At 67.0% G+C, this 24,433-nt stretch carries 23 protein-coding genes and 1 pseudogene; 10 read left to right on the forward strand and 14 right to left on the reverse strand.

Annotation, left to right across the window (positions count from 1 at the left end):
- Positions 1 to 13: 13 nt before the first annotated feature.
- From ACJEIK_RS03895 to ACJEIK_RS03910, 4 genes are all read right to left on the reverse strand, one after another.
- Positions 14 to 1,684 (reverse strand): hypothetical protein, encoded by a 1,671-nt coding sequence (locus ACJEIK_RS03895; protein WP_409431082.1) that lies wholly within the window; start codon positions 1,682 to 1,684, stop codon positions 14 to 16.
- Between the two features lie 126 nt (positions 1,685 to 1,810).
- Complete coding sequence (locus ACJEIK_RS03900; RefSeq protein ID WP_212813021.1) at positions 1,811 to 2,887, reverse strand: diacylglycerol kinase; 1,077 nt, start codon at positions 2,885 to 2,887, stop codon at positions 1,811 to 1,813.
- 11 nt (positions 2,888 to 2,898) lie between these two features.
- Positions 2,899 to 3,690 (reverse strand): SDR family oxidoreductase, encoded by a 792-nt coding sequence (locus ACJEIK_RS03905; protein WP_060999402.1) that lies wholly within the window; start codon positions 3,688 to 3,690, stop codon positions 2,899 to 2,901.
- Between the two features lie 247 nt (positions 3,691 to 3,937).
- Entirely contained in the window at positions 3,938 to 4,777 is an 840-nt protein-coding gene (locus tag ACJEIK_RS03910; RefSeq protein ID WP_060999344.1) for a Ku protein, read from the reverse strand.
- A 47-nt stretch (positions 4,778 to 4,824) separates the two neighbouring features.
- On the opposite strand from ACJEIK_RS03910, the gene ACJEIK_RS03915 reads away from it, so the two are divergent.
- Entirely contained in the window at positions 4,825 to 7,041 is a 2,217-nt protein-coding gene (locus ACJEIK_RS03915; protein ID WP_060999346.1) for an ATP-dependent DNA ligase, read from the forward strand.
- 45 nt (positions 7,042 to 7,086) lie between these two features.
- Here ACJEIK_RS03915 and rnhA read toward each other — a convergent pair whose 3' ends face one another.
- The 4 genes from rnhA to ACJEIK_RS03935 form a co-directional block, all read right to left on the reverse strand.
- The gene (rnhA, locus tag ACJEIK_RS03920; protein WP_060999348.1) at positions 7,087 to 7,551 is read right to left on the reverse strand and encodes a ribonuclease HI; all 465 of its coding nucleotides are present in this window, start codon (positions 7,549 to 7,551) and stop codon (positions 7,087 to 7,089) included.
- The gene (locus ACJEIK_RS03925) at positions 7,548 to 7,727 is read right to left on the reverse strand and encodes a helix-hairpin-helix domain-containing protein (protein ID WP_020099001.1); all 180 of its coding nucleotides are present in this window, start codon (positions 7,725 to 7,727) and stop codon (positions 7,548 to 7,550) included. The genes rnhA and ACJEIK_RS03925 overlap by 4 nt, the downstream gene beginning before the upstream one ends.
- A 107-nt stretch (positions 7,728 to 7,834) precedes the next feature.
- A complete protein-coding gene (locus tag ACJEIK_RS03930; RefSeq protein WP_409431083.1) occupies positions 7,835 to 8,455 on the reverse strand; it encodes a glyoxalase in 621 nt (206 codons plus the stop codon).
- A complete protein-coding gene (locus ACJEIK_RS03935) occupies positions 8,452 to 9,030 on the reverse strand; it encodes a TetR/AcrR family transcriptional regulator (protein WP_409431084.1) in 579 nt (192 codons plus the stop codon). The genes ACJEIK_RS03930 and ACJEIK_RS03935 overlap by 4 nt, the downstream gene beginning before the upstream one ends.
- 95 nt (positions 9,031 to 9,125) lie before the next feature.
- Here ACJEIK_RS03935 and ACJEIK_RS03940 point away from each other — a divergent pair, with 95 nt between their 5' ends.
- On the forward strand, positions 9,126 to 10,286 hold the full coding sequence (locus tag ACJEIK_RS03940) for an acyl-CoA dehydrogenase family protein (protein ID WP_060999354.1): 1,161 nt from the start codon (positions 9,126 to 9,128) through the stop codon (positions 10,284 to 10,286).
- A 98-nt stretch (positions 10,287 to 10,384) separates the two neighbouring features.
- The gene (locus tag ACJEIK_RS03945; RefSeq protein ID WP_060999356.1) at positions 10,385 to 10,747 is read left to right on the forward strand and encodes a DUF5709 domain-containing protein; all 363 of its coding nucleotides are present in this window, start codon (positions 10,385 to 10,387) and stop codon (positions 10,745 to 10,747) included.
- An 8-nt stretch (positions 10,748 to 10,755) separates the two neighbouring features.
- Here ACJEIK_RS03945 and ACJEIK_RS03950 read toward each other — a convergent pair whose 3' ends face one another.
- Together ACJEIK_RS03950 and ACJEIK_RS03955 are read right to left on the reverse strand one after the other, a co-directional pair.
- On the reverse strand, positions 10,756 to 11,631 hold the full coding sequence (locus ACJEIK_RS03950; protein ID WP_060999358.1) for an LLM class flavin-dependent oxidoreductase: 876 nt from the start codon (positions 11,629 to 11,631) through the stop codon (positions 10,756 to 10,758).
- A gap of 59 nt (positions 11,632 to 11,690) precedes the next feature.
- Positions 11,691 to 12,887, reverse strand: coding sequence for a diiron oxygenase (locus tag ACJEIK_RS03955; protein ID WP_061009632.1), 1,197 nt, complete (start codon positions 12,885 to 12,887; stop codon positions 11,691 to 11,693).
- 115 nt (positions 12,888 to 13,002) lie between these two features.
- Between ACJEIK_RS03955 and cobF the strand changes: the two genes are divergently transcribed.
- Both cobF and ACJEIK_RS03965 read left to right on the forward strand, forming a co-directional pair.
- Positions 13,003 to 13,749, forward strand: coding sequence for a precorrin-6A synthase (deacetylating) (gene cobF, locus ACJEIK_RS03960; protein WP_409431085.1), 747 nt, complete (start codon positions 13,003 to 13,005; stop codon positions 13,747 to 13,749).
- Positions 13,746 to 14,141, forward strand: a complete 396-nt coding sequence (locus ACJEIK_RS03965; protein WP_409431086.1) for a phage holin family protein — start codon at positions 13,746 to 13,748, stop codon at positions 14,139 to 14,141. Before cobF ends, ACJEIK_RS03965 begins: the two co-directional genes overlap by 4 nt.
- 51 nt (positions 14,142 to 14,192) lie before the next feature.
- Here the strand turns inward: ACJEIK_RS03965 and ACJEIK_RS03970 are convergent, their stop codons facing one another.
- The gene (locus ACJEIK_RS03970; RefSeq protein ID WP_409431087.1) at positions 14,193 to 15,977 is read right to left on the reverse strand and encodes an FUSC family protein; all 1,785 of its coding nucleotides are present in this window, start codon (positions 15,975 to 15,977) and stop codon (positions 14,193 to 14,195) included.
- Between the two features lie 40 nt (positions 15,978 to 16,017).
- Here ACJEIK_RS03970 and ACJEIK_RS03975 point away from each other — a divergent pair.
- Positions 16,018 to 16,212, forward strand: a pseudogene (locus tag ACJEIK_RS03975) (DNA-formamidopyrimidine glycosylase family protein); the annotation flags it as partial.
- 195 nt (positions 16,213 to 16,407) lie between these two features.
- Positions 16,408 to 16,881, forward strand: a complete 474-nt coding sequence (locus tag ACJEIK_RS03980; protein ID WP_286150086.1) for a zinc finger domain-containing protein — start codon at positions 16,408 to 16,410, stop codon at positions 16,879 to 16,881.
- Position 16,882: 1 nt separating this feature from the next.
- On the opposite strand, the gene ACJEIK_RS03985 is transcribed toward ACJEIK_RS03980, so the two are convergent.
- On the reverse strand, positions 16,883 to 17,428 hold the full coding sequence (locus ACJEIK_RS03985) for a chorismate mutase (protein ID WP_409431088.1): 546 nt from the start codon (positions 17,426 to 17,428) through the stop codon (positions 16,883 to 16,885).
- A 60-nt stretch (positions 17,429 to 17,488) separates the two neighbouring features.
- Here ACJEIK_RS03985 and ACJEIK_RS03990 point away from each other — a divergent pair, with 60 nt between their 5' ends.
- The gene (locus tag ACJEIK_RS03990) at positions 17,489 to 18,238 is read left to right on the forward strand and encodes an SDR family oxidoreductase (protein WP_133426600.1); all 750 of its coding nucleotides are present in this window, start codon (positions 17,489 to 17,491) and stop codon (positions 18,236 to 18,238) included.
- Between the two features lie 51 nt (positions 18,239 to 18,289).
- Here the strand turns inward: ACJEIK_RS03990 and pgi are convergent, their stop codons facing one another.
- Positions 18,290 to 19,954: a glucose-6-phosphate isomerase gene (gene pgi / locus ACJEIK_RS03995; RefSeq protein ID WP_135356953.1), complete on the reverse strand. Its 1,665-nt coding sequence runs from the start codon at positions 19,952 to 19,954 to the stop codon at positions 18,290 to 18,292.
- A 50-nt stretch (positions 19,955 to 20,004) separates the two neighbouring features.
- Here pgi and ACJEIK_RS04000 point away from each other — a divergent pair, with 50 nt between their 5' ends.
- On the forward strand, positions 20,005 to 21,453 hold the full coding sequence (locus ACJEIK_RS04000; protein WP_409431089.1) for an NAD-dependent succinate-semialdehyde dehydrogenase: 1,449 nt from the start codon (positions 20,005 to 20,007) through the stop codon (positions 21,451 to 21,453).
- Between the two features lie 51 nt (positions 21,454 to 21,504).
- Here the strand turns inward: ACJEIK_RS04000 and ACJEIK_RS04005 are convergent, their stop codons facing one another.
- Positions 21,505 to 21,798, reverse strand: a complete 294-nt coding sequence (locus ACJEIK_RS04005; RefSeq protein WP_409431090.1) for a chorismate mutase — start codon at positions 21,796 to 21,798, stop codon at positions 21,505 to 21,507.
- Between the two features lie 232 nt (positions 21,799 to 22,030).
- Here ACJEIK_RS04005 and pcrA point away from each other — a divergent pair, with 232 nt between their 5' ends.
- The gene (gene pcrA, locus ACJEIK_RS04010) at positions 22,031 to 24,370 is read left to right on the forward strand and encodes a DNA helicase PcrA (RefSeq protein WP_409431091.1); all 2,340 of its coding nucleotides are present in this window, start codon (positions 22,031 to 22,033) and stop codon (positions 24,368 to 24,370) included.
- Positions 24,371 to 24,433 lie beyond the last annotated feature (63 nt).

A 24,433-nucleotide genomic window follows, 5' to 3' on the forward strand; every position in this document is an offset into this window, starting at 1 on the left:
CGACATTCGACTGCTACTTGGCGTGGCTGCTCTTGCCTTCCTTGGTCTGCCCGGCGCCGTGGAGAGCCTTGGCGGGCTTGGCGCCGGTCTTGGCCGGTTTGGTTTCGGTCTTGGTGCCGCCCTTGGTTTCACCGCTGTCGCCGGACTTCGAGTCGCCGCCCGTGGCGTGGTCAGCGCCCTTGCCCTGCCCCTTGGTGGGCGTCTTCCCGGTGCCGGTGGTGCCGGTGTCGGTGCCGGCGGTGTCGGTGTCGGTGCCGGTGCTGCCCGACGTGCTGCCGGTGCTGCCCGACGTGCTGCCGGTGTCCGCGGGCTTGGTCGCGCCGCTTGTGTCTGTCGCGGTGTCCGTGCCGGTGCCCGTCGACGAATCCGGTTTGGTCACTGGAGTTTTCGTGGGAGCGTCCGTCGGGCTCGTCGGGTCCGTCTTTGTGGTGTCCGTCTTCGTCGTGGTCTGGTCGGCCGGCTTTGTGGTGTCCGTTGCCGTCTTGGCAGGCAGGGCTTTGACGACGGTCGCAGCCGGCAGCGCGACGGTCGTCGCATCGGTGGCGGGCACCGCGTTGGCCGCGACGGGCGCGTTGGTGGCGGCAGCCGCCGTCTTGGCGGTCGTGATCGGCGGCGGCTTGAGCGCGTCGGCGACGAGCTTCTGCAGCAACTGCAGCGCGGCCACCGGACCCGGCAGGTTGACAGTGAAGCCGAGCGGCCCGCCGCCGATGTTGATGCCGAACGAGGTCAGCAGCCCGCCGGCATACAGCGGCACGCCGGGGAGCCCGGTGTCGATCACCGTCGACAGGTCGGGACCGTAGCCACCGTTGAGGACGCCGTTGATGACCGTCGCCGGAATCGAGACGAGTGCGGTGGCCACCTTGCCGAGATCGCCGGTGCGCGTGGCGTCGATGACGTCCTGTACCGCGGCGCCCAGGGCCGCGGGCGCCTGGATCAGCGGGCCGAGCAGACCACCGACGATGACGAGGGCGTTCGACGGCTGCAGCCCACCGAAGCCCTGGTTGAGCGTGTTGAGCACGTTGACGGCGTTCTGCAGCGGGTTGGCTGCGATCACGCCGAGCGGGCCGAGCTTGTCGATCGCGCTGACAAGACCCTGCAGCGGATGGGCGATGGAGTTGATACCGGGGCCGAGCAGATTGGTCAGCGGGATCAGCGCGTTCAATCCGACCAGCAGCAGCTGATTGGTCGCGTCTTCGACGTTGCCCTTCGCCAGATCATTGACGGCGGCGGCCAGCAGCGGCGGCACCGCGGTGGTGAGGTTGGTCCCGATCTGGCCGAGCGTGCTGCCCAGCGCGTTCAGCAGCGGCGGGGCAGAAGCGAACGGAACAGCGGGTTGCGGGCTGGGATCGACCTTCACCGAACCAGGTGACGTCACCAGCTTCAGCAGGTCCTGCAGCGCGGCGAGCTGATTGTTGAGCGCTGCCGTGAGAATCGGCGTCGGCCCGTTGGTCTGGGCCGTGCTCACGATGGTCTGCAGGCTGGCGACGGTGTTGTTGAACGCCTGGGCATACGCCTCGAACGGATTGACGGCGGCGGTCAGATGTACGGCGGCGCGCTCGATCTGCGCTTCCACGTGGTGAATCTGGGTACTGACGGTCGGCGCCATGACCGGGGCGACGGCGATAGCCGCGGCCCCGGCCAGGGACACGCCGACGGAAGCGAACGGTCGAGCGGCGGTGTGCATAGCGGGCCCTTTCAAAAGGCTCAGAATCGGACAATCGGCGAACTGACTTCGGCGTAAGTTCGCCCTGATTCTGGCTTTGACAGGTGGGTCGCCCGCTAGCGACGAATGACTCTATTTTCGACGGCGTCAGACGCCGCGGTACAGGCCTTTCCCGGTGACGAGCGGCAGATCCAGCGTGGTACGGATGCCGGGCTCGGCGGCAACGACCGCCGGGATCGCGTTCACGACACGTGCCGCGGTGGCAACGAGTCCGGCGTGGTTGTGGTCGCCCTTGCGGCTGCTCAGGCACAGGTCCAGGGCGTACGACGGCTCGCCGGTCACCTCGACGCGGTACGAGCCGCCCTCCTGTGCGGGCTGCGGCCAGTCGGGGCACAGATCGTCGCGCAGGCGGGTGATGTGCTCGAGCACGACGGCCGGGTGGCCGTCCTTCATGCCGCGCACCTCGAACCGCATGGCTGCCGTCGTGCCCGCCGGGATGTGGCCCGATGCGATGTCGAAGTCCTCGGGCGCCGGCACCCGGGTGTGCGTCTCGGTCACCTCGTCGAGTTCTATGCCCAGGCCCGCGGCCAGCTGCCGCACGACCGAACCCCAGGCCAGGCTCAGCACACCGGGCTGCAGCAGCATCGGCAACTCGTCGATGGGCTTGCCGAAGCCCATCACATCGAACATCACCGTCGCGCTGTCGTAGGTGGCGTAGTCGACGATCTCCATGCACCGGACCTGCTCGACGCTCTGACAGGTGCCCATGAGGGCAAGGGGCAGAAGGTCATTGGCGAAGCCGGGGTCGATGCCGTTGACGAACAGCGACGAATTGCCCTCTTTGGCGGCATCTTCGAGCGGCGCGATCAGTTCGGCGGGCAGCACCTGCCACGGATACTGCAGGAACACCGCCGCGCTGGCGACCACGTTGACGCCGGCGGCGAGTATCCGCCGGTAGTCCTCCAGCGCCTCGGGCAGCCGGTTGTCGGCCATGGCGGTGTAGACGACACAGTCGGGCTTGGCGGCCAAGATGGTGTCGAGGTCGTCGGTCGCCGTGACGCCCGTCGAAACATCAAGGCCGGCAAGCTCGCCGGCGTCCTTGCCGGCCTTGGCGGCCGAGGAGACCCAGACGCCGGTCAGTTCATAGGCGGGGTCATCGATGAGCTGAGTCAGGGCATGGCGGCCTACGTTGCCAGTGCCGACTGCGGCGACTTTGATGGGCATGTCGATGTTCCTCACAGGTCCGGGATGGGGAGATCAAGGTTGGGAAACGTGAGGCCGCCGTCGACCTCCAGCACCTTGCCGGTGACGTAGGCGCCGGCCGGTGAGGCCAGGTACAGCGCGGCGGCGGCGATGTCCTCCGGGTCGCCGAGGCGGCGCATCGGGGTGGCCTTCTCCATGGGGTCGCGCAATGCCTCGTTGGAGGCGACGATGTCCAGCGCGGAGGTCAGGATCGAACCCGGCGCGATGCCGTTGACCCGGATCTTCGGGCACAGATCCATGGCCGCGAGCTTCGTGTAGTGCGCCAGTGCCGCCTTGGCGGTGCCGTACGCGGCGAAGCCGCGACCCGCGAGCCGGCCGACGGCCGAGGTGATGTTGATGACGCTGCCGCCACCGGCGTGCTCGAGCATCAACGGGACCGCCGCCTGGGTCAGCGCGTGCGCGGTGGCGACGTTGAACGTGAAGGCGTCCTTGAGGTCCTGCGGCGAGGTGTACATCAGCGGGCCGGGCATGGTGCCGCCGACGTTGTTGACGACGACATCTAGTCGCCCGAACGCCTCCACTGCCGCGGACGCGAGCTTCGCGGTCTCGTCCGGATGGGCGAGGTCGGCGGCGATGACGTGCGCCTTGCGGCCCGCGGCCTCGACCTGCGCGGCGACCTCCTGCAGCTGGGACTCGGTGCGCGAGGCAATCACCACGTCAGCACCGGCTTCGGCGAATGCGACGGCGATGGCGGCGCCCAGCCCGCGGCCCGCGCCGGTCACTACCGCTACCTGGTCGTCGAGCCGGAATCTGTCCAGAATCACGTGTGCCTCACTCGCGTCGTCGTGGTCGTTGTTAGGCACGCTAGCAAGTTTGGGGCGCGGCGGGAACGGATTTCTAGAACACGTTTCAATCGCCCTCGGGGGGCGTCGACCTTGCCCGTGGCTGTGTGCAGCCCGCGGTGCTACGGCGAGTGTGTGGGTTTGGCGCCGATTCTGCGGAGAATGCGCACAGAACCGACACGTTCGTCGTAGGGCCGTGGGACACCCCTATCGACAGGCCTACAGCAGCTCAGGACTTCCGGGACTTCGCGGTGGATTTCGTGGGGGACTTCGCGTTGGACTTGCGTGACTTCACGCTGGCCTCCAGCTTGGCCAGCAGGTCGGAGACGTCCTCGGTCGCGTCCAGTTCCGTCGCCGCTTCCTCGGTGGTGAACGCCTCGCCGCCCGCGATCTTGGCTTCGATGAGCTCTTCCATCTGCTCGCGATAGGTGTCGTGGAACTGTTCGGGCTTGAAGTCCTCGGTCATCGAGTCCACGACCTGGCCGGCCATCGTCAGCTCGGCCTTCTTGATCTCGACTTCCTTGTCCAGCACCGGGAAGTCGGGATCGCGGATTTCGTCGGGCCACAGCAGCGTGTGCACGACCATCACGTTGCGCTTACCGAAATCCTTGACCCGCAACGCCGCAAGCCGCGTCTTGTTGCGCAGCGAGAAGTGCACGATCGCCACGCGGTCGGTCTGCGCCAGCGTCTGGGCCAACAGCACGTACGACTTCGACGACTTCGAGTCGGGCTCCAGGAAATAACTTCGGTCGTACATGAGCGGATCGATCTGCTCGGCCGGGACGAACTCGACGACCTCGATCTCGCGGCTGCGTTCTTCCGGCAGCGTGGCGATGTCCTCGTCGGTGATGATGACGGTCTGGCCGTCCTCCGATTCGAAAGACTTGGCGATATCCCGAAACTCGACGACCTCGCCGCAGACCTCGCACACCCGCTTGTATCGGATGCGGCCATTGTCCTTGGCGTGCACCTGATGAAACTTGATGTCGTGATCCTCAGTGGCGCTGTACACCTTCACTGGCACATTGACCAGTCCGAAGGCGACTGACCCCTTCCAGATGGACCGCATAAATCCAGTATGGCCCATGATCGCGCTGCGGCTTGGATACTTGAGGTGTGGAGCAATTCGGGCGGGTGCGGCTGACCAATCCCGACAAGGTGCTCTATCCGGCGACCGGCACGACCAAGGCCGATGTTTTCGACTATTACCTCGCCGTCGCCGACGCCATGTTGCCGCACATCGCGGGCCGTCCCGTGACCCGCAAACGCTGGCCCAATGGTGTTGCGCAGCAGTCGTTCTTCGAGAAGCAGCTGGCGTCGTCGGCGCCGGAGTGGCTCGAGCGCGGCGCCATCACGCATCGCAGCGGGACCACCATGTACCCGGTCATCGACACCCCCGAGGGGCTGGCCTGGATCGCCCAGCAAGCGTCGTTGGAAGTGCATGTGCCGCAATGGCGCTTTATTGAGGCGACGGTGGGACCCGCCACCCGAATCGTGTTCGACCTCGACCCGGGCGAGGGCGTCACCATGGCCCAGCTGTGCGAGGTGGCGCGGGCCGTCCGTGAACTCGTCGCCGGTATGGATCTGGAGGCCCATCCGGTGACCAGCGGCAGCAAGGGTTTGCACCTCTATGTGCCGCTGGCCTCGCCCGTCAGTTCGCGGGGTGCGTCGGCCGTCGCCAAACGTGTTGCCCAGCAACTCGAATCATCGATGGGTGGGCTGGTCACCGCGACCATGACCCGCAGTCTGCGGGCCGGCAAGGTGTTCCTGGACTGGAGCCAGAACTCCGCGGCCAAGACGACCGTGGCGCCGTACTCGTTACGCGGCCGCGACGAGCCGACGGTCGCCGCACCCCGCACCTGGGAGGAACTCGACGATCCGGAGTTGCACCAACTGCGGTTCGACGAGGTGCTGGCCCGCCTGGCTCGCGACGGCGATCTGCTCGCGGGAATGGATGGCGACGCGCCGGTGGCCGACCGGCTCACCACCTACCGCAGCATGCGAGACCCGGGCCGGACGCCGGAGCCGGTGCCGGCGGCCCAGCCGACGTCGGGGCAGAACAACCGCTTCGTCATCCAAGAGCATCACGCCCGCCGGCTGCACTACGACTTCCGGCTGGAACGCGACGGTGTGCTGGTCAGTTGGGCTGTGCCGAAAAACCTTCCGGACACCTCGACCGTCAACCACCTGGCGGTGCACACCGAAGACCACCCACTGGAATACGCCACCTTCGAAGGTGACATCCCCAAGGGTGAATACGGCGGCGGCCACGTCACGATCTGGGACTCGGGCACCTACGACACCGAAAAGTTCCGGGACCCAGGCGAAAACGGCGAGGTGATCGTCAACCTCCACGGCAACCGGGTCTCCGGGCGGTACGTGCTGATCCAGACCGACGGCAAGAACTGGCTGGTGCGCCGGATGAAAGAGCAACGGCTGCAACCCATGCTGGCCACCCACGGATCGGTCGACCGACTCTCTCCGGAGCACTGGGCGTTCGAGGGAAAGTGGGATGGCTACCGGCTGCTGGTCGACGCCGACCACGGCCGCATCCGGCTCACCGCACGCAGCGGCCGCGACGTCACCGGGGAGTATCCGCAATTGCAGTCGCTGGCAGCCGATCTCGCCGATCACCACGTGATCCTGGACGGTGAAGTGGTGGCCCTGCAGGACGGCGTGCCGAGTTTTCAGGCCATGCAGAACCGCGGCTCCGGCAGTCGCATCGAGTTCTGGTGTTTCGACATCCTGGCCCTCGACGGGCGCGACCTGACACGCGCGAAGTACCGGGATCGACGAAAGCTGCTGGAAACGCTGGCCTCTGACGGTGCGTTGACGGTGCCCCCACTGTTGCCGACGGACGACCCGCTGAAGTTCGCCGATGAGCGCGGCTTCGAAGGTGTGGTCGCGAAGAAGTGGGACTCCGGATACCGGCCGGGGCGGTCGGAGGCCTGGGTGAAGGACAAGTTCTGGCGCACCCAGGAAGTGGTCATCGGCGGCTGGCGTGCCGGGGAGGGCGGTCGCACCAGCGGCATCGGCGCGCTGCTGATCGGGGTTCCCGAGGGGGACGGCCTGCAGTTCGTCGGCCGCGTCGGCACCGGGTTCACCGACAAGATGCTGGCTGATCTGAAGGCGATGCTGAAGCCGCTCGAAACCGGCGAATCTCCTTTTACCGCACCGCTTTCCACAGTGGATGCCAAAGGGTTGACATACGTGCGACCCGAGCTGGTGGGCGAGGTGCGCTACAGCGAGCGCACGACCGACAACCGGCTGCGTCAGCCCAGCTGGCGGGGCCTTCGCCCCGACAAGACGCCAGCGGAGGTCACCTGGGAGTGATTTGTGCACGATTTTCCGCGGCAGGCGCGGATTTTCGTGCACAAATCACGGCAGGCAGAGAGCTCCGGCGACGGCTTCTTCCAGCCCGCGGGTCGCCAGCTGATCAGCCAACTCGTTGTCGGCGACGCCGTTGTGCCCCTTCACCCAGAACCACTCGACCTCATGCCGGGCGCACGCGGCCTGCAGCCGCTTCCACAGGTCGACGTTCTTCACCGGCTGCTTCGACGCCGTCATCCAGCCGTTGCGTTCCCAGCCGTACACCCACTTGGTGATGCCGTTGCGGACGTAGGTGCTGTCGGTGTGCAGGTGCACCACGACGGGCCGCGTCAGCGCCTCGAGCGCCATGATGGGCGCCGTCAGCTCCATGCGGTTGTTGCTGGTTTCGCCGGGCTCACCGCCGAACATTTCCCGCACGTGGTGGCGCATGCGCAGCACGGCGCCCCAGCCGCCGGGGCCGGGGTTGGGACGGCAGCCGCCGTCGGTGTGGATGACCACGACGTCGTCGCTCATGACTGGCGTGCCTCCTGGAGCAGTCGTACAGCCTTCGGTCCGACACCATGCAGGGCGAGAAGCTCGTTGAGATCAGCCGGCAGGTCCGCGACAGAGTGGTAACCGGCGTCGATGAGTGCGCCGGTAGCGGGTCGGCCGATCGAGATGCCGTCGAAGACGGGGCCGCGGTCGGTCATGGAGTGAGGTTAGCGTTCCGGGCCGGCTCGATCACAACGTCAGGCTGAGCGCGTCGCTAACCGCATATACGTTTATCGGCGCGCTCAGAAGGACATTGCGTCGGCGCTCAGTGCCCGGAGATCATCGCCGTGCGGACCGACATCCCGAATTCCTGATGTCGCAGCGTGGTGATCCGGCGTCCGGGTTGCACCGCCGGTTTGACCGGCGCGGTGCGCTCGCCGAAGAACGCGGCGGTCGCGTCGATGTCCTGCACGACGTACGTCAGCCCCCACAACGCGGACGGGCCGTCTCCCGTGGCGTCGGGCGAGCCGACGACTTCGAGGATCACCTCACCCAGCCGGAAGAAGATTTGCCGCATCGGCCGGCCGCCGAGTTGGCCGTCCCGTTCCCGGCGCGGGTGGACATCGACGGCCGCCAGCGCTGCGACGGTCCGCTTCAGATCGGGGGACAGCAGCACGACGTGGTCGACCGAGACGGCGCCGTTGCCGTGCTCGGCAGGCGTCGGCGGCGGCGCGTCCGATGAGGTGGTGGGGATGCCGTCGAGCGGCTGGTCGGACGGCACGCCGCGCAGCGACCATCCGACGATGCCCGTGCCGCGCTCGCGTCCGGCCAGCCGGATGCGGACGCCGCCGATCCGGCACACGCCACCGGGGTCGACGGTGAAGCCGGCGGCGGTCCACGAATCGGCGGTGTCCGCGACCTCGAACTCGTCGACCGTGACCGTCATCGGCCGGCCTCGTCGACCGTCACCCGAAGCCGCGGCGGTTTCGTATCCGGCGCCACCCGTGCCCACACCGCGTCGACCATGGGTGCCAACAGTAGTTCGCCCATCTGCCGGGCCAGCACCGCGACGACCTGTGTGTTCTCCCGGCGGGTGGTCGAGGCGCGACCGGTCTTGCGGGCCGCACTGACCTCGCGCTGGGTCAGGTCGACGAGCACGTCGACCAGGTGGCTGTCGGCGGCGTTGGGTTGCAACAGGGCCCGCCGCACATAGTCGACGACCGCTGGATTGGCCTGCAGCATGTCGCGGACGGCGTCGTCGCGTACCGCAGTGGAGGCGTCCTCGGGCACCTCGGCCAGGGCGCCCGCGAAGTAGTCGACCACCAACTGGTCCACCGCGTTGCGGAGGCCCGCCTTGGTCTTGAAGTGGTGCTGCACGAGACCGACCGCGACGCCCGCCTCGGCGGCGATGGCACGCAACGAGATTCGGTCTTCGCCGTGAGTGGCGTACAGGTCCAGGGCGGTGTTGCGAATGCGCGCCTTGGCGGTCAGGTCGTCGACAGTTGCCCTCGGATCAACCATCAGACCTCCCGTCGGCAACCAGATCAATGTACTGTACACATGAACAGGGGCCTATACAGTTGTATAGGCGCGCGGAAATCTAGCGAGGTGGACCAATGTCAGAGCTCTTCCCGAAGTACCGGGCCAGCTGGGAGACCGATCAGCATCGTGAGCTGCGCCAGCACGCGGCGGCGTTCCTGGCCAAGGAGGCCACGCCCAACCAGGAGCGCTGGGCGAAGAACCATCAGGTCGACCGCGAATTCTGGAACAAGCTCGGCGACGCCGGCCTGCTCGGCCTGGACCTGCCCGAGGAGTACGGCGGTGCCGGCGGCGACTTCGGATTCTCGGCCGTGGTGGCCGAAGAGTTTGCGCTGGCGCATGATTCGGCCTCGGGCTGGTCGGTGCACTCGCCGATCGTGGCGCACTACATCGACACCTACGGCAACGCGGAGCAGAAGGCCCGCTGGATGCCGAAGATCATCAGCGGCGAGACGGTGCTGGCCATCGCGATGACCGAGCCCGGGACCGGCTCGGATCTGCAGGCCGTCCGCACCACCGCCATCCGCGATGGCGACCACTACGTCATCAACGGTTCAAAGACCTTCATCTCCAACGGATCTCTGTGCGACATGGTGGTGATCGTCGCCAAGACCGATCCCACGCAGGGCGCGGCCGGAGTATCGCTCATCGTCGCCGAGGTCAACGACCTGCCGGGCTTCGAGCGCGGCCGGGTGCTGGAGAAGGTCGGCCAACACGGCCAGGACACCCGCGAGCTGTTCTTCACCGACATGCGGGTTCCCGTCGCCAACCTGCTCGGTGAGCAGGAGGGGCTGGGCTTCTACCAACTGATGTCGCAGCTGGCCCGTGAGCGGCTGGTCATCGGGTCGATCTGTGCCGGCATGGCCGAGGCTGCGGTGCTGGAGGCCATCAAGTACACCAAGCAGCGCGAGGCCTTCGGTAAACCGCTGATCAACTTCCAGCACAACCGATTCCAGCTCGCCGAGCTCAAGGCCGAGGTGCTGTCCATCAAGACCACGGTGGACTACTGCGTGCAGGCGCTGATCGACGGCGACAACGATCCGGCCGTCGCGTCCATGGGCAAGCTCATCGCGGCCGACCGGGCCGTGGCGGTCGTCGACCGCTGTGTGCAGTTCTTCGGCGGGTACGGCTACATGATGGAATACCCCATCGGCCGGGCCTACGCCGCGGCGCGCGTCAACAAGATCTATGGCGGCACAAGCGAAATCATGAAGGAAATCATCAGCCGCACGCTCTAGCGGTTGCGGTGACCGTGTCGAAAACCCCCAGAACCGTCAGGTTTTGGGGGTTTTCAGGCGTACTCGCCAGACTCGGCGATCCGTGGCAAGGTGATGACATGAGCGACTCGGATGAGTACAGCATCGACGACGAGGATCAGCTGCCTCAGGAGGACATGCTGATCGACCGCGGCGTCGACGACCTGCTGGACGAGGGCTATGTGCCGCCGGATAAATGGCGTGAGCCCCGGGACAACGAGACCCTCGACGAACTCCTCGCCGAGGAAGAGCCAGACCCGGCGATGCAGCTGGACCCGCCGGAAGACCCCGATGAGCAGTGGGGCGAGGACGAGGTCGGTGACCAGCGGTCCGGTCGGCTCGTGGCCGGCGAGCAGGACGGTGAGCTGCTCGCGGGGGACGTCGGCATCGACGGGAGCGCGGCCTCCGCTGAAGAGGCCGCGGTCCACATCGTCGACGAGTAGCGCCGAAACTAGACCTTCGCGATGACGTTCTCGGCGAACATCTCCAGGTGCTTGATCTTCTCATCGAGCGGCTGCGTGTCTTCGCCCATGATGTAGGGCACGCGGAAGCCGACGATGACGTCGGTGACGCCCTTGTCCTCGAGGCGCTTCACGCCGTCGACGGTGAAGCCGTCGATCGAGATGACGTGAATCTGGAACTCGTCGCACAGCCCGATGCGCTCTTCGGATTCGCGGTACTGCGCGAGCTTCTTCAGCAGCGGGTCGAGCTCGGCCGGGTCGCCGCCGCCGTGCATCCAGCCATCGTTGCGCGCGGCGCGCTTGAGAGCGGCGTCGGCGTGGCCACCGACGAGGATCGGCACCGGCTTGGTCGGCGCGGGCGTCATCTTGGTCTTGGGGATGTCGTAGAACTCGCCGTGGTACTCGAAGTAGTCGCCCGAGGTCAGGCCGCGGATGACGTCGATGCACTCATCCATGCGCTTGCCGCGGCGGGCGAACGGCACGCCCATGACCTCGTAGTCCTCCGGCCACGGGCTGGTGCCGACGCCCAGGCCCAGGCGGTTGTCGAACAGTGCGGCCAATGACCCGGCCTGCTTGGCGACCAGGGCCGGCGGCCGGATGGGCAGCTTCAGCACGAAGATGTTGAAGTGCAGCTTGGTCGTGACGGCCGACAGGGCGCCGATCAGCGAGAACGACTCGATGAACGACTTGCCGTCGAGGAATTCGCGGCTGCCGTCGGCGGTGTACGGGTAGGACGAGTCGGACTCGAAGGGGTACGCGATGCTGTCCGGAATGGTCATTGCGTGGTAGCCGGCTTCGTCAGCCGCCTTGGCCAGCGGGATGTAGTACTTCGGATCGGTCATCGCTTCGGCGTAGGTGAACCTCATGAAGCGATGCTAGAACGTGTTCTAGTTTTGTGGAATGGGTACCGCCCATTCAGTGGTTGTCAGGTCAGCGGGAACGGCGGCAAACCGGCGCCGCTGATGGCGTAGCCGCCCTGCTGGCTGCGCTCGGTGACGCGCGCCGTCGCGGTTCGTTCGCCGACCGCCACGGTGACGGCCGTGCGCGGCAGCTCGTCGAGCGTCTCGAAAACCGTTCCACGCCAGTGGTACTGGCCGTCGATCGGATCGAGGTGCCCGGCCAGCCGGACCCGGACGTCGCGGCCGTCGATGGTGGCGGGTCCGTCGTACAGGTCCTCGGGTTCGGCGATCTCGGCGCGCGTCGCCGGCGCAATCTTGCCGCCGGGCAGGAAGCCGCTCCGCCGCCACATCCGCCGTGCGATGGGGCCGAGGAGTCCAACTTCCTCCAGGAACGACGCGAGCGGCGCGAACCCGGCGATCTGTGTCTCGATCCGGTGCGGCGACGTCCGCGCCATCCGGCGCGCGGCGCGCGCGTCCAGTCCGACGCGGCGGTACTGCACCTTGTTGGTGAACAGGAACCGGAAGAACAGGCCGCCGATACCGTTGAGGTTGCCGATCCAGAAGCGCTTCGGCCACGACATCTCCGGTGCGCGCTTGCGCAGGCCGTCGCGGGCGAACTGGATGTGGCGGGCCTCTTCGGTTACGTGAATTCGCATGAGCCGCTGCACCATTGGTTGCAGCTCGGGATCGTCCATCATCTGGCGTTGCAGTGAATCGAAGATCTCCTCGCCGATCAGTGCGGCCACCCACAGCACCGAACCCTGGAAGGCGAACGGCAGCATGTTGATGATCGTGCGCTGGTACCACTTGGGCCGCACCGGGTCGGCGCCCACCTTCTCGATGGCCTTGCCGAACATCACCATGTGCCGGGTCTCGTCGCCGAGTTCGGTCAGCTCGTAGTGCGTGGCGCTCGCGGTCGGATCCTGATGCATCGCCTTGCGGAGCAGGGCCTGGTTGAGGATGTTCTCGAACCAGATGCCGGCCGACAGGGTGTTCACCAGTTCCTGGCGGGAGAGCTCGATCCGCTCGGCCCGGCTCATCGCTTCCCAGATCGGGGTGCCGTACAGCGAGACGACCTTCGGTGGCAGGAAGTACTTGTCCGGGTCGATCGGCGCGTCCCAGTCGATGTCGACGATCGGCGCGTATGACTTACGTACAGAGCCCTTGAGCAGGCGCTCGGCGAATTCCTCGCGAGTCGCCTGACCCTTGACCGAAGCTGTCATCGTTGACATCCCTTCGAAAGTGTCCGTAATCCGAAGTTACGTCCGATACCAGAGGTAGTCAATACCTGCGGTACTGGATAAATGTGTGCCTGCCGCGGGCGGCTAGCCTTCGCGGATGCGCACCATCCACGTCATCGGTATCGGCGCCGGCGACCCGGACTACGTCACCGCCCAGGCCGTCACGGCGCTCAACGACACTCAGGTGTTCTTCGCCATGGATAAAGGCGATACCAAGGATGACCTCGTCGCGCTGCGCCGGCTGATCTGTGAGCGCTTCATCGAGAAGCCCGGCTACCGGTTCGTGGAGCTGCCGGATCCCAAGCGGGCCAAAGATCGTGAGTACCACGAGGCGGTGGCCGAATGGCATGCCGCGCGGGCCCAGCTGTGGGCCGCGGCCATCGAGACCGAACTCGGGCCCGACGGCGTCGGCGCGTTCCTGGCGTGGGGCGACCCGTCGCTCTACGACAGCACCCTGCGCATCCTGGACCGCGTTGCCGAGCACGTCGAGTTCGAGTTCGACGTCATCCCGGGCATCACCGCCATCCAGGCCCTCACCGCCCGACATCGCATCCCGCTCAACGACATTGGCGAGCCGGTGCTGATCACGACGGGCCGTCAGTTGCGTGAGCACGGGCTGGCCGGGGCCGCAGTGGTGATGCTCGACGGCGAATGCTCGTTCCTGGAATGCCCGCCGCAGACCCGGATTTGGTGGGGTGCCTACCTCGGCACGCCGGACGAGATGCTCATCGCCGGCACCGTCGGAGCGGTCGGGGAGCGCATCGCCCGGGAGCGCGCCGAGGCCCGGGCGCGGCACGGCTGGATCATGGACACCTATCTGTTGCGGGCAGAATCGACAGCATGAAATCGTTGCTGCTGCGGGCCGCGGTGACCGGCCTGGCGTTGTGGGTGGTCACTCGCATGGTGTCGGGGATCTATTTCGTCTTCCCGGTGGGCGCCGATCAGCTCGAGCGGGCCGGCATCATCCTGGTCGTGGCGTTCGTCTTCGGACTGGTCAATGCCATCATCAAGCCGATCGTGCAGTTGTTCGCGATTCCGCTGTACATCCTCACCCTCGGCCTGATCCACGTCGTCATCAACGCGTGGATGCTGTGGATCACGTCGTGGATCACCGAGAACACCACGCACTGGGGCCTGGGGATCGACCAGTTCTGGTTCACCGCGATCTGGGCGGCGATCCTGCTGTCGATTGTCGGCTGGGCCCTGGGTCTGGTGCAGCGCGCCTTCGAAAAGTAGGGATTTGTGCACGATTTTCCGCGGTCGGCGCGGAAAAACGTGCACAAATCCCTACGCCAGCGACGCCCGGATCGCGCGTAATTCGTTGGCGCCGAAGGCCGGTGGCTCGGCGATGTCGGCAGCCGGGCGCCCGGTGCGGACCGCGTCGGCCAGGTCGCTGATCGTCGCGGTCAGGGGCTGGGCGTCATCGGGGGTGAACGGCGCTTCGGATCGTTCAGCGGCCCAGGCCGCGGCGAGCGTCCGGTACGTGAGCTGCTCGGTCGCGACGATGGCCGGCCAAAGTCGTTCTGCCGCAACCCGGCTCCGGGTCGAGCCGCCGATCGCGGTGTCGTACACCGGAAGCATGGCCATCGCGCGCAGCTGCAGATCGCGGCGGTCGCCTCGCGCTTGATCAGTGGTGACCGCGCCCGCGGCCAGATGGCCGACGACGACGGCGACGGCGTCCAGCGTCGCCGCGATCGACTCGGCGGGGCGCGCCGCGGGATGGCCGCGTCGTGTCAGCCACAGCACGAGAAGTGCCACCGCACAACCGATCACGGTGTCGACGCCTCGAGCGAGCAGCATGGCGGGCACGTCGGCGATGTGATGGCCGCCCGACGCGATGGTCAATGCCGCAGGCGTGATGAAGATGACCGCGACGGTGTAGTTGCGCACCACGAACATCTCGATGAGGAACTGCAGCGTGCCGACGATGACGGCGAGCCACGGTCCACCCGGCGCGGCGAGCAGGACGCCGCCCGCCAGCAGCAGGCCGAGCCACGTGCCCAAAGTGCGTTCGATGCCGCGTTGTACGGTGCGCCGCCAATCGAAACCCTGGTGCAGCATCAGCACCGCCGCCGCCATGGCCCAGTACGCGTGGTCGATGTTCAGGCCGACGGTGACGGTGCCGGCGATCGCGACGGCGACCGCGGTGCGCAGTGCCGCGGTCAGTGGGGGAGCCCCCGGCGTCACCGCCCGGCGCAGCAGCGTCCCCACCGAGGGGCGTCCCAGTGGGATCAGGCCCTCGAAACTGCCGCCGATGTCGTCGGGCACGGTGCCCAGGTGCCGAGCCAGTGCGGCGCTGTCGACAGACATCGGTTGGCCGTGGTCGGCGGCAGCCATCGCTTCCGCGAACAACACGTGTAGCCGGCGGTTCGTCATCCGCAGTCGATACAGGGTGTCGTCGGGCTTGGGCCGTACGGGCTGGAACGTGACCAGCGTGATCCAGGCTTCGTGCAGGAGCTGTGCGGCGCGGTGCCGGGCGTCGGGTGACGAGGTTTCGATGTAGGTGGCCACCGCTTCGGCGGCGCCGGCGACCGTGGCGCGTTCCGGCGCACGCGGACGGACCAGTACGCCGGCCATGTGCACCACCCATGCGAACGCGCCGCCGGCCAGCACCAGCGCGCCCAGGCGCCACGGGCTGAGGTGCTCGGCCGCGATTCCGACTGCCGCCGCGCACGCCAGCACTGGCATGTAGGCACCGGGTGGTCCGACCGAAAGGGCCTGGCAGATCAGGACGGCGGCCATCGCGATGACGCTCACCACGAGCACGGCCGACCACGGGGTGGCAGCTGCCCAATCGCCGAGTGCCACGACCATCGCGAAGGAGACGGCGATGGCGCCGAGATACATCGCCCGGTTGAGATACGGCCGGCCGCTGCCGTACAGCGAGGTGAAGCCGCCGATGGTGGCGATCAGCCCAGCCGACACGTCCCCTGCTGCCCAACCGACGAGAATCGGCACCACCATGCAGATCGACGCCCGCAGCGCGAACGGCCAGCGGCGCGGTACGGCATTCATGACCAGCATGCGTCGCAGCGGATTGGTGGCCGGGGCGGGTGCCGAGCGGTCTGCCATGTGTACAGCATGCGGTACATCCAGTCGCTAGCCTGAACCCATGCCGGAACTTCCCGAGGTCGAGGCGCTCGCCGATCACCTGCGTCGTCATGCGGTCGGACTGCCGGTGGGCCGTGTCGACGTCTCCGCTCTGTCGGTGCTCAAGACCTTCGACCCGCCGCCGACGGCCCTGTACGGCAAGGAAGTGACGGGTGCCAACCGCTGGGGCAAGTACCTGGGGCTGCAGGTCGGCGACCTACACCTGATCACCCACCTGTCCCGGGCGGGCTGGCTGCGTTGGTCGGAGAAACTGACGGCCGCGCCGCTGAAACCGGGCAAGGGGCCCATCGCACTGCGTGTGCATCTCGGAAAGCCTGGTGAGGCACCGGGTTTCGACCTCACGGAGGCGGGAACGCAGAAGCGGTTGGCGGTCTGGCTGGTGAACGACCCGCTGGCCGTGCCGCAGATCGCCACGTTGGGACCCGACGCGCTGTCGCTCGGCCCGGCGGAACTGGGCGCGGTGCTGGCCGGGAACACCGGGCGGATCAAGAACGTCATCACCGACCAACGGACCATTGCCGGGATCGGCAACGCCTACAGCGACGAAATCCTGCATGTGGCCAAGCTTTCGCCGTTCGCGACCGCGGGCAAGCTGACCGCGGAGCAGTTGGCGACTCTGCATGACGCGATGATCTCGGTGCTCACCGATGCCGTGACCCGTTCGGTCGGACAAGGAGCGGCAACCCTCAAGGGGGAGAAGCGCTCTGGGCTTCGGGTCCATGCTCGCACCGGATTGCCGTGCCCGGTCTGCGGCGACACGGTCCGTGAGGTGTCCTTCGCGGACAAGTCTTTTCAGTACTGTGCGACGTGTCAGACCGGTGGCAAGGTGCTGGCCGACCGGCGCATGTCGAAGCTGCTCAAGTGATTCAGTTGCAGTAGTTCCTGGTCGCTGCTGTGAGCGCCTGCTGGTAGAGCGGGTCGAGGTGCTGGTTCGTCACCACCTGTGCTCGGGCGGCGTCGAGTGCGATGGCGCAGCCTGGGCCGCGCAGTACGCCCTGCTGCGAGGCCAGCTCGGCGACCATGGTGCGATTGAAACCGTCTATCGCAGTGCGTGATTCGGACAGGTCAGGCGCCGTCGTGGGAGCCGTCGCCGGATCGAACTTCCACTGGCTGAACCGCAGGTACTCGATGCCCTCGGTGGCGTGAATCTGGTCGGTGAACACCTGCCGCACGAACGCCGGGTCGGCACCGGACGCGGTGGCCTGGGCGCCGACCGCATTCAGCACCTGTTCCACTCGCGCGGGGTCCTCGATCGAGCCGCCGCTGATCCACTTCACGGCGGCCACCGGATCGGCGGTCTGCAGCCGCTGGACGGCGGTGTCAACCAGCCGGAACAGCTGATCGTCGTCGGCGTGGGCGAGGGGCAGCCACGTCATGCCCATGGCGGCAACCAACAGGGTGGCGAGCTTCATACCTCGATCTTGCACCCGCGGCCTTTCTTGACACGTGTCGAGTTGGTTACGCTGCAGGGCATGACTCGGCAGAAGATTCTCATCACCGGAGCGAGCTCGGGCCTGGGCGCCGGTATGGCCCGGCAGTTCGCCGCCAAGGGCCGCGACCTGGCACTGTGTGCCCGCCGGCTGGACAACCTCGAAGAACTCAAGGCCGAACTGACGGCGCAGTATCCCGGCGTGACCGTCGCCATCGCGGCGCTGGACGTCAACGACCACGATCAGGTGCCCAAGGTTTTCGAGGAGCTGTCCGACCAGCTCGGCGGCATCGACTGCGTCATCGTCAACGCCGGCATCGGCAAGGGCTACCCGCTCGGTGGCGGCAAGTTGTGGGCCAACAAGGCGACCATCGAGACGAATCTCGTTGCGGCGCTGGTGCAGATCGAGACGGCGCTGGAAATGTTCAAGGCCGCGGGGCGGGGCCACCTGGTTCTGGTGTCGTCGGTGCTCGGCAACGTCGGCGTGCCCGGGCACAAGGCGGCCTACGCCGCGAGCAAGGCCGGCGTCACGTCGCTGGGTGAGTCGCTGCGCGCCGAGTATCCGTCCGGTCCGATCAAGGTCACCGTTCTGGAGCCCGGTTACATCGAGTCCGAGATGACCGCCAAATCCAACTCCACCATGCTCATGGTCGACAACGAGACCGGCGTGAAGGCCATGGTCGACGCCATCGAGAAGGAGAAGGGGCGCGCCGTCGTCCCCGGCTGGCCGTGGTGGCCGCTGGTCGAGGTGATGAAGTTGGTGCCGCCGCGCTTCACCAAGTACTTCGCCTAGGGATTTGTGCACGATTTTCCGCGCCGGCCGCGGAAAATCGTGCACAAATCCCTAGGAAACGCGGCCGCGTTCGGCGCGGTAGCGACGCACCAGGGCATCGGTCGAGCTGTCGGACTGCGGGGCCGGCGCGGCCTCGGACGTGATAACCGGCAGCAGGGCCTTGGCCTGGGTCTTGCCGAGTTCGACGCCCCACTGATCGAACGAGTCGATGCCCCAGATGACGCCTTCGGTGAAGACCTGGTGCTCGTACAGCGCGATCAGCTGACCGACCACCGACGGCGTCAGCTTGGTCGCCAAAATTGAAGTGGTGGGCCGGTTTCCGGGCATCACCTTGTGGGGGACAACGTCGGCCGGCGTCCCTTCGGCGGCGATCTCTTCGGCGGTCTTGCCGAAGGCGAGCACCTGAGTCTGGGCGAAGAAGTTGCTCATCAGCAGGTCGTGCATGCTGCCGGTGCCGTCGGCGGTGGGCAGGTCGTCGGTCGGCTCGCTGAAGCCGATGAAGTCGGCCGGCACGAGCCGGGTGCCCTGGTGCAGCAGTTGGTAGAAGGCGTGCTGGCCGTTGGTTCCCGGCTCGCCCCAGAAGATTTCGCCGGTGTCGGTGCTCACCGGCGTGCCGTCGGCGCGCACCGACTTGCCATTGGACTCCATGGTCAGCTGCTGCAGGTAGGCCGCGAAGCGGGCCATGTCATTGGAGTAGGGGAGCACCGCACGCGCCTGTGCCCCAAAGAAATCCGAGTACCACAGGCCGATGAGGCCGAGCAGCGCCGGCGCGTTCGCCTCCAGCGGCGCGGTGCGGAAGTGCTCGTCGACCAGATGGAAGCCGGCCAGGAATTCGCCGAACCGTTCCTTGCCGATGACGGCCATCACCGAGAGCCCGATGGCGCTGTCCACCGAGTAGCGGCCACCGACCCAGTCCCAGAAGCCGAACATGTTCGCGGTGTCGATGCCGAACTCGGACACCAGCTTTGCGTTGGTCGACACGGCGACGAAGTGCTTGGCGACCGCGTCGTCACCCAGCGCGGCGACGAGCCAGCGCCGCGCGGCAGTGGCGTTCGTCAGCGTCTCCAACGTCGAGAACGTCTTGGAGGCGACGATGAAAAGCGTTGTGGCAGGGTCGAGTCCGTCGAGCTTGGCCACCAGGTCGGCCGGGTCGACGTTCGACACGAACCGCGCCGTGATGCCCGCATCGGCGTAGTGGCGCAGGGCCTGATCGACCATCACGGGCCCTAGGTCGGAACCACCGATACCGATGTTGACGACGGTCGTGATGCGCTGCCCGGTGGCCCCGGTCCACTCACCGCTGCGCAGCCGGTCGGTGAAGGTACCCATCTCGTCGAGGACCGAGTGCACGTCGGCGACGACGTCCTGGCCGTCGACCACCAACGAGGCGCCGCGCGGCAGCCGCAGCGCGGTGTGCAGCACGGCGCGGTCCTCGGAGGTGTTGATGTGCTGACCGGCGAACATGGCGTCGCGCCGCTCCTCGAGGCCGGCCGCACGGGCCAGATCGAGCAGCAGTGCAAGGGTTTCCCTGGTCACCCGGTGCTTGCTGTAGTCGATGTACAGGTCGCCGACGGTCAGCGTCAGCTCGCGGCCGCGGTCCGGGTCGTCGGCAAATAGCTCGCGCAGCGTGGTCGCCTCGACTGCGGCGTGGTGCGCGGTGAGCGCCTCCCAGGCTGAGGTGGTCGAGATGTCGGCAGCGGGAGAGTGATCAGCCATGCCCCAAACCCTAGTGTGACGTAGGAAACGCCGCCGTACATGATGGGTGTATGGACATCGCCGCGCTGTTGTCGTCTGTCCCAACTGGCCTCTGGATCGGCGGTGAGGAGCGCGCCGGTCAATCCACATTCGAAGTGCTCAACCCGGCTACCGAGGACGTCATCGCCCACGTCGCCGACGCCACGCCGCAGGACGGCGTCGCCGCACTCGATGCCGCGGCGGCCGTCGAAAAGGAGTGGGCGGCAACCCCCGCGCGTGAGCGCGGCGAGATCCTGCGCTCGGTGTTCGAGACCATCACCGCCCGCGCCGAGGAGGTGGCCACGCTGATGACGCTCGAGATGGGCAAGGTGCTGGCCGAGAGCCGCGGCGAAGTGAAATACGGCGCCGAGTTCTTCCGCTGGTTCGCCGAGGAGGCCGTCCGCATCGGCGGCCGCTACACCCCGAGCCCGGCCGGCACCGGGCGCATCGTCGTCACGAAGTCGCCCGTCGGCCCGTGCTATGCCGTGACACCGTGGAACTTCCCACTGGCCATGGGCACCCGCAAGATCGGCCCCGCCCTGGCGGCCGGCTGCACCATGCTGGTCAAGCCCGCCGCCGAAACGCCGCTGACCATGTTGCTGCTGGCCAAGCTGATGGCCGATGCCGGCCTGCCCAAGGGCGTCCTGTCCGTGCTGCCCACCACCAGCCCGGGTGAACTGACCAAGGCGCTCATGGACGACGGCCGGCTGCGGAAGCTGACCTTCACCGGGTCGACGGGCGTCGGCCGGGCGCTGGCGCAGCAGGGCGGCGAGAAGCTGCTGCGCATGTCGATGGAACTCGGCGGCAACGCGCCGTTCGTGGTGTTCGACGACGCCGACATCGATGCGGCGGTCGACGGCGCGATCCTCGCCAAGATGCGCAACGGCGGCGAGGCCTGCACCGCGGCCAACCGCTTCCACGTCGCCAACTCGGTGCGCGAAGAGTTCACCACGAAGCTGGTGCAGCGCATGAGCGAGTTCACGCTCGGCAACGGGCTGGACGAGAACGCGACACTCGGCCCGCTGATCAACGCCAAACAGGTCGGCACCGTCACCGAGCTGGTGTCCGACGCGGTGTCCCGCGGGGCGACGGTGGCCGTCGGCGGCACCGCTCCGGGCGGGCCGGGTTACTTCTATCCCGCGACGGTCCTGGCGGACGTCCCTGCCGATGCCCGCATCCTCAAGGAAGAGGTGTTCGGCCCCGTCGCTCCGGTGACCGGTTTCGACACCGAGGACGAGGCGATCGCCGCGGCCAACGACACCGAGTACGGCCTGGCGGCGTACATCTACACGCAGTCGCTGGATCGGGCGCTGCGGGTGTCCGAGGCGCTGGAGTCCGGCATGGTCGGCGTCAACCGGGGTGTCATCTCCGACCCGGCGGCGCCGTTCGGCGGGGTGAAGTCGTCAGGATTCGGCCGCGAAGGCGGCACCGAGGGCATCGAGGAGTACCTCGACACCAAGTACATCGCCCTGACCTCCTAGGGATTTGTGCACGAAAATCCGCGCTGACCGCGGAAAATCGTGCACAAATCGCTAGTGGCCGAGGCGGCCGCGGCCCAGACGCAGGAGCAGCATGGCGAGGTCTTTGCCCTCGGGGCCCAGCTCGCTGTAGCGCTCGATGACCTTCATCTCGCGGCTGTGCACCAGCCGGGTGCCGCCGGAGGCCATGCGGGCCTTGCCGATCATCTTGGAGACCTCGGTGCGACGGGCGACGGCCGCCAGGATGGTGGCGTCCAGCTCGTCGATCTCCAGGCGGAGCGCATCGATGTTGGGGAGTTCAGTTTCGGTCGACATGGTTTCCTCGCTGTTGGTGGATTCTGGTGTCATCCGAATTCAGGCCTCACACAACAAACGAGCCCCGGATCCGGATGCGGACCACGGGGCTGAAGGGAAGCAGCTAAACCCCGGGTACCGGCGTCCGGTACCCGTAGAAAAATCGCTGCTGCGCATTGAGCACGTTCCGAGTGTGCCATCCCGGCCGGTGCCAGCGCAAAGAGGCGACCGAAGCGACCGGGGAAATGCGTGGGTTGTCGCACCCCGGCGGTAAGTTTGAGCTGATATGACGAGCACAGCCCCCGACATCGATCAGCTCCTGGATGGCCTCAACCCGCAGCAGCGTGCAGCAGTGCTGCACGAGGGTTCGCCGCTGCTGATCGTGGCCGGCGCGGGCTCGGGCAAGACCGCGGTCCTGACCCGGCGCATCGCCTACCTGCTGGCCAACCGCGACGTCGGCGTCGGCCAGATCCTGGCCATCACGTTCACGAACAAGGCTGCCGCCGAGATGCGTGAGCGCGTGGTCCAGTTGATCGGTCCGCGGGCCAAGTCGATGTGGGTGTCGACGTTCCACTCCACCTGCGTCCGGATCCTCCGGAACCAGGCCTCGCTGCTGCCGGGGCTGAACTCCAACTTCTCGATCTACGACGCCGACGACTCGCGCCGGCTGCTGATGATGGTCGGCAAGGACCTCAACCTCGACGTCAAGCGGTACTCGCCGCGCATGCTGGCGACCGCGATCTCGAACCTGAAGAACGAACTGATCGACCCGCTGCAGGCCGCCGCGGAGGCGTCGGAGGCCGACGAGGATCTGCCGAAGATCGTCGCCGAGGTGTACGGCGAATACCAGCGCCGGCTGCGGGCCGCGAACGCCATGGACTTCGACGACCTGATCGGCGAGACCGTCGCTGTGCTGCAGAGCTTTCCGCAGATCGCGCAGTACTACCGGCGACGGTTCCGGCACATCCTGGTCGACGAATACCAGGACACCAACCACGCCCAGTACGTCCTCGTGCGCGAGCTCGTCGGACACCACGCGCCCGAAGGCGCCGACGACGTCCCGCCCGCTGAGCTGTGTGTCGTGGGTGACGCCGACCAGTCCATCTACGCCTTCCGCGGCGCGACCATCCGCAACATCGAGGATTTCGAGCGCGACTTCCCGAACGCGAAAACCATTCTGCTGGAACAGAACTACCGGTCCACGCAGAACATCCTGTCAGCCGCCAACGGCGTCATCAGCCGCAACGCCGGACGTCGCGACAAGAAGCTGTGGACCGACACGGGCGAGGGCGAGCTGATCGTCGGCTACGTCGCCGACAACGAGCACGACGAGGCGCGGTTCATCGCCGAGGAGATCGACACGCTGACCACGAAGGGCAGCGGGATCGACACCAAGTTCAGCTACGGCGACGTCGCGGTGTTCTACCGCACCAACAACTCGTCACGGTCGGTGGAAGACATCTTCATCCGGGCCGGTATCCCGTACAAAGTCGTTGGGGGCATGCGCTTTTACGAGCGCAAGGAGATTCGGGACATCGTCGCGTACCTGCGGGTGCTGGACAACCCGGGCGACGCGGTGAGCCTGCGCCGCATTCTCAACACCCCACGCCGGGGCATCGGCGACCGTGCTGAAGCATGCGTCGCCGTGTACGCCGAGAACACCGGCGCCAGCTTCAGTGACGCGCTGCAGGCCGCGGCCGAGGGCCGGGTGCCGATGCTGAACTCCCGCTCGGAGAAGGCGATCGCCAGCTTCGTCGAGCTCATGGACAGCCTGCGCGGCGGGCTCGACGGCGAATTGGGCGACCTGGTCGAGACGGTCCTGGACCGCACGGGCTACCGCCGCGAGCTGGAAGCGTCCAGTGACCCGCAGGACCAGGCGCGGTTGGACAACTTGAACGAATTGGTCAGCGTCGCACACGAATTCAGCACCGACCTGGCCAACGCGCAGGCGCTGCAGGAAGAGGAACTCGACGAGGACATCCCCGACACCGGAGCGCTGGCCGCGTTCCTGGAACGGGTCTCGCTGGTTGCCGACGCCGACGAAATCCCCGAAGACGGCGACGGCGTCGTCACCATGATGACGCTGCACACCGCCAAGGGCCTCGAGTTTCCGGTGGTCTTCGTGACCGGCTGGGAAGACGGCATGTTCCCGCACATGCGCGCCCTGGGCGATCCCACCGAGCTGTCCGAGGAACGCCGGCTGGCGTACGTCGGTATCACCCGGGCCCGCCAGCGGCTGTACCTCAGCCGCGCCAAGGTGCGGTCGTCGTGGGGACAGCCCATGCTCAACCCGGAATCACGTTTCCTGCAGGAGATTCCGCAAGAGCTGATCGACTGGCGCCGGGTCGAGCCGCCGCCATCGTTGTCGGCGCCCAGCCGCTACGGGTCCGGCGGATCGGGTGGCGGTCTGGGTGGTGGACGGCCGTCGCCCATGCGACCGGCGCCGAACCGCAACAAGCCGCTGGTGGTGCTCTCGCCGGGCGACCGCGTCACGCACGACAAGTACGGGTTGGGGCGTGTCGAAGAGGTCAGTGGCGTCGGTGAATCGGCCATGTCGCTCATCGACTTCGGCAGCTCCGGCCGGGTCAAGCTGATGCACAACCACGCGCCGGTGCAGAAGCTTTAACGTCGTCGCGCGCGGAAATCAGACGGTGCGATCTCGCTGATTTTTAACCGGATTCGCCTGTGC

Origin of the sequence: Mycobacterium sp. SMC-16 (assembly GCF_046250085.1) — a bacterium.
GTDB lineage: Bacteria > Actinomycetota > Actinomycetes > Mycobacteriales > Mycobacteriaceae > Mycobacterium > Mycobacterium phocaicum.

What these genes read in the sequence shown, in the direction of transcription:
- ACJEIK_RS03955 (WP_061009632.1), bottom strand. Translation starts at nt 12,887, where the DNA reads ATGACAGCTTCGGTCAAGGGTCAGGCGACTCGCGAGGAATTCGCCGAG.
- rnhA (WP_060999348.1), bottom strand. Translation starts at nt 7,551, where the DNA reads ATGAGCGACGACGTCGTGGTCATCCACACCGACGGCGGCTGCCGTCCC.
- ACJEIK_RS03900 (WP_212813021.1), bottom strand. Translation starts at nt 2,887, where the DNA reads ATGCCCATCAAAGTCGCCGCAGTCGGCACTGGCAACGTAGGCCGCCAT.
- ACJEIK_RS03940 (WP_060999354.1), top strand. Translation starts at nt 9,126, where the DNA reads ATGTCAGAGCTCTTCCCGAAGTACCGGGCCAGCTGGGAGACCGATCAG.
- ACJEIK_RS03935 (WP_409431084.1), bottom strand. Translation starts at nt 9,030, where the DNA reads ATGGTTGATCCGAGGGCAACTGTCGACGACCTGACCGCCAAGGCGCGC.
- ACJEIK_RS03925 (WP_020099001.1), bottom strand. Translation starts at nt 7,727, where the DNA reads ATGACCGACCGCGGCCCCGTCTTCGACGGCATCTCGATCGGCCGACCC.
- ACJEIK_RS04000 (WP_409431089.1), top strand. Translation starts at nt 20,005, where the DNA reads ATGGACATCGCCGCGCTGTTGTCGTCTGTCCCAACTGGCCTCTGGATC.
- ACJEIK_RS03930 (WP_409431083.1), bottom strand. Translation starts at nt 8,455, where the DNA reads ATGACGGTCACGGTCGACGAGTTCGAGGTCGCGGACACCGCCGATTCG.
- ACJEIK_RS03965 (WP_409431086.1), top strand. Translation starts at nt 13,746, where the DNA reads ATGAAATCGTTGCTGCTGCGGGCCGCGGTGACCGGCCTGGCGTTGTGG.
- ACJEIK_RS03950 (WP_060999358.1), bottom strand. Translation starts at nt 11,631, where the DNA reads ATGAGGTTCACCTACGCCGAAGCGATGACCGATCCGAAGTACTACATC.
- ACJEIK_RS03990 (WP_133426600.1), top strand. Translation starts at nt 17,489, where the DNA reads ATGACTCGGCAGAAGATTCTCATCACCGGAGCGAGCTCGGGCCTGGGC.
- cobF (WP_409431085.1), top strand. Translation starts at nt 13,003, where the DNA reads ATGCGCACCATCCACGTCATCGGTATCGGCGCCGGCGACCCGGACTAC.
- pgi (WP_135356953.1), bottom strand. Translation starts at nt 19,954, where the DNA reads ATGGCTGATCACTCTCCCGCTGCCGACATCTCGACCACCTCAGCCTGG.
- ACJEIK_RS03895 (WP_409431082.1), bottom strand. Translation starts at nt 1,684, where the DNA reads ATGCACACCGCCGCTCGACCGTTCGCTTCCGTCGGCGTGTCCCTGGCC.
- ACJEIK_RS03970 (WP_409431087.1), bottom strand. Translation starts at nt 15,977, where the DNA reads ATGGCAGACCGCTCGGCACCCGCCCCGGCCACCAATCCGCTGCGACGC.
- ACJEIK_RS03910 (WP_060999344.1), bottom strand. Translation starts at nt 4,777, where the DNA reads ATGCGGTCCATCTGGAAGGGGTCAGTCGCCTTCGGACTGGTCAATGTG.
- ACJEIK_RS03945 (WP_060999356.1), top strand. Translation starts at nt 10,385, where the DNA reads ATGAGCGACTCGGATGAGTACAGCATCGACGACGAGGATCAGCTGCCT.
- pcrA (WP_409431091.1), top strand. Translation starts at nt 22,031, where the DNA reads ATGACGAGCACAGCCCCCGACATCGATCAGCTCCTGGATGGCCTCAAC.
- ACJEIK_RS03985 (WP_409431088.1), bottom strand. Translation starts at nt 17,428, where the DNA reads ATGAAGCTCGCCACCCTGTTGGTTGCCGCCATGGGCATGACGTGGCTG.
- ACJEIK_RS04005 (WP_409431090.1), bottom strand. Translation starts at nt 21,798, where the DNA reads ATGACACCAGAATCCACCAACAGCGAGGAAACCATGTCGACCGAAACT.